Source organism: Streptomyces sp. NPDC047014, assembly GCF_040644195.1.
Lineage (GTDB): Bacteria > Actinomycetota > Actinomycetes > Streptomycetales > Streptomycetaceae > Streptomyces.
Map to the genome: position 1 here is coordinate 1 of NZ_JBEYVX010000179.1, position 3204 is coordinate 3204.

Genomic DNA, 3204 nt, shown 5'->3' on the forward strand with positions numbered 1-3204 from the left:
CTTGGAGGCGGCGATGGCGGCGCCGTACGCCCGGGAGGCGGCGCGGCCCGCGGCGGCGGCGCCGGCGGCGGCGGCCTGAGCGGCCCGGCCGGCGCGGCTGGACGCGGTCTGGGCGAGCCGGGACGCGGAGATCGCCGTATGGGCGGCGCTCGCCGCGCCTTGTGCGGCACTCGCGGCGCTGTTCGCCGCCCTGGCCGACTTCCGTACGTCGTTCTGCGCCGCTCTCGCCTCCGCGGCGGCCTTCAGCGCGGCGGCCTTCGCCTTCTCCGCGGCGTCCTTGGCCCGGTTCGAAGTGGCCACGGCCAGTTCGGTCTGCAGCTTTGCCCGGCGGCCTTCCCGGACCACGATCCTGACCAGTTGATCGACCGTCGCGGCCTCCTCGTCACGGGCCCGCGCGATGTGCTGGCCGGAGGCGAGGAACGTGCGGATCGCCTCGGGCGACCCGTCGCTCAGGGCACGCTCCGCGTACTTCTTGACCTCGGGGGAGGCCGTGGTGAGGATCGCGAAGACCTCGGCCCGCTCGTCCTCCTGCTGCGCGGTGTACTGCGTGTCGTCCAGGAACGTGCGCAGGGCAGCGGGCGTGCCGGACGCCAGGGCCTTCGTGGCCTCGCGCTTGACCGCGGTCCCGCTGTTGTCCATGACGGTGAAGACCGCCGCCCGGGTGTCGGTGTCGAGCGACCGCGCGTAGCCGTCGTGCAGGAAGGCGGCGATCGCCGCGTCCCCGGCGGACAGTGCCGCGTTCGCGCTCTCGCGGACCGACTTGTCGGCGAGGGGGAGGGCGGCGAGGACGCCGAACCGGTTGTCGTCCGCCTTCGCCAGCGGCAGTTCGCTCGTCAGGAAGACGGAGACCGCGGCCGGCGCGCCGACGAGGGCGGCGGCAGCGGCCTCGCGGACCGCCCGGCCTCCGCTCTTGTAGGCCCATACGGCCTTGCCCCGGTCGGTGTCGGGCAGCCCGTTGTCCGTTGCGGGTTCGCCTTCGGCGGCCCGGGCCGGGCCGACGCCCAGGGTGACGACGGACGTCATGGCCGGAATCGCGGCGGCCCCGGCCATGGTGCTGAGTATCCGGCGCCTGCTCCACAGCGACGGCGGCGTCACGGGCGCACCTGTGTGATGCCGTCGTGCGACGGGCAGGGCAGGGTGACGATCTTACCCAAGGGATATCTCCTCGGTTCAGATGAGAGGCGGGTGGTTGCGGCGTCCTGGCCGGGTGATCGATCACCGGCCGCGCCGAGGTAAAGGCTCTCTTTCGGAGGTCATCCGAACAACACTCAATCCTGGAACCCGCGTTTAGCCGGGTTAAACAGACGGCGCCTGGGTCGGCTGCGAGCGCTCCCGTTGCGGGGCGGGGGGGCACCTTCCGCCGCACGTCCTCACCGTACTCACCGAGGACCCGGACCCGAAGGTACGGTGGACCGCCGTGTTGATGGCGGGTGGATACGACGTCGAGCTGCCGACGGAGCTGACCGTACGACTGGCCGGCAGCCCGGAGGCCCGGGTGCGCGCATGCATGCCGTCGGGTTGCCCGGCCTGCCGGAGGAGACACGGCTGTCACTGGCCGAGGACCCCCACCCCCGGGTCCGGGCCCCGCACCATCAACCCCTGGAGCTGGTCCGGACTGCGCCCCGAGGTCCGGGCCCGGCCGGGGCCGACTCCGACCCCTGGGTGCGTGAGGCAGTCGAGCGCACCGCCCACGTCGACGTGCCCCTGGCGACGACGCTCGCGGACTTCCTCGCAGAACCGGACGAACGACGCCGCGTACCGCGCACGCCTCGATGCGGACCTGGCCGTCCACCTCGTCTCCCACGACGACGATTCACTGCGGCGGGGAGCCGCATGTAACCCCCACGTACCCACGGCGCTCGCCCTCACGCTGACCACCGACCCCGAGGCCCCCGTGCGTTTTGCCCTGTCCTTGCGCGCGGACATATCCGAGGAGCAGCGGTCCGCGGTCGACTACACCGTGCCCGAAGGCCGACACGAGGCAGCCGCCTTGGTGCAGGAACGCTTCGGCGACCCGGATGCGCTGCGGGAGCTCGCGGCCTCCAGCCATGTCCTGCTGCGCCGGGCCGTCACGTGCGCACCGGAGCTTCCCGCCGATGTGGTCGAGCGGCTGGCGGCGGACGAGGACTACTTCGTGCGGGCTTCGTGTGGGCCCGACTGAAGCCGCATATGCCCAAGTCCGGTCAGCGTGGTGGGCGTTGGGTCAGCCACCGCGGGATCATCAACGGGATTCTCTATCGGAACCGGACTGGGGTGCCGTGGTGGGATCTGCCTGCGCGGTTCGCCAAGTGGAAGACCGTGTACGAGAGGCACAGACGCTGGTCGGCGGACGGCACGTGGGACAAGATCTATGCGGCTGCCCTGGCTGACGCGGATGCCCATGGCCGCATCGACTGGTCCATGGTGAGCGTGGACTCAACCACCTGCCGGGCCCACCAGCACGCCGCCGGAGCGTGCAGGAGACCACCGCGGGTGCCGGGAAAGGACGCGCGCCTCGGCAGCACCGCCCCGACGAGGGACTCGGACGCTCCCGGGGCGGCCTCACCTGCAAGATCCACCTCGCCGGAGAAGGTGGACGCCGCGCCCTGGCCTTGCTGATCACCCCGGGCCAGTGGGGCGACGCCCCACAGCTCATACCCGTCCCCGTCATGGAACGCCTCCGTGTCGGCCGGATCGGTGGCGGGCGCCCCCGCCCAGACCGGACCACCTCGGCGGCGATAAGGCATGTTCCTCCCGGCGTAACCGCCGAAACCTGCGCAGACGGCAGATCAAGCACACCATCCCCGAGCCGAAGAACCAGCGGGCCAACCGCCAACGCCGCGACAGCAAGGGCGGACGGCCCGTCGGCTTCGACAAAACGATCTGCAAGCGCGGAAACGAAGTCGAGCGCACGATCCACGCCCTCAAGAACTGCCGGGCCGTGGCCACGAGGTTCGACAAGCGTGTCTACGTATTCCAGGGCACCGTGACCGTCGCAGCGCTCCGGCTCTGGCTCCGGGGGTAGATCCATTATCCCGATGCGGCGAGGCGCCTGTCACCGTTCTCCGGAATGATCTTTCCGTCCGATGTACACCTCTAGGCTTGCGGGCGGACCCAAAGCATCTATCCAACCTGGGAGTTGAGAGTGGCGCACGACGTTGCCGCGCTGGCGGTGGAACTCACGGACATGGCTGCGGCCGATCACAAGTCCGCTGTCAGCGCGAA

Annotated in this window: 2 protein-coding genes and 1 pseudogene; 2 read left to right on the forward strand and 1 reads right to left on the reverse strand. The window is 71.0% G+C overall.

Features of this window, described 5'->3' with window-relative positions; genetic code table 11:
- Positions 1-1050: ALF repeat-containing protein (locus ABZ873_RS34075; protein WP_360880737.1), on the reverse strand; the 1050-nt coding region annotated here is incomplete at its 3' end.
- 616 nt (positions 1051-1666) lie between these two features.
- Between ABZ873_RS34075 and ABZ873_RS34080 the strand changes: the two genes are divergently transcribed.
- Complete coding sequence (locus ABZ873_RS34080) at positions 1667-2161, forward strand: hypothetical protein (protein WP_360880740.1); 495 nt, start codon at positions 1667-1669, stop codon at positions 2159-2161.
- 8 nt (positions 2162-2169) lie between these two features.
- Positions 2170-3004 (forward strand): annotated as a pseudogene (locus tag ABZ873_RS34085) (IS5 family transposase).
- Positions 3005-3204: the final 200 nt, after the last annotated feature.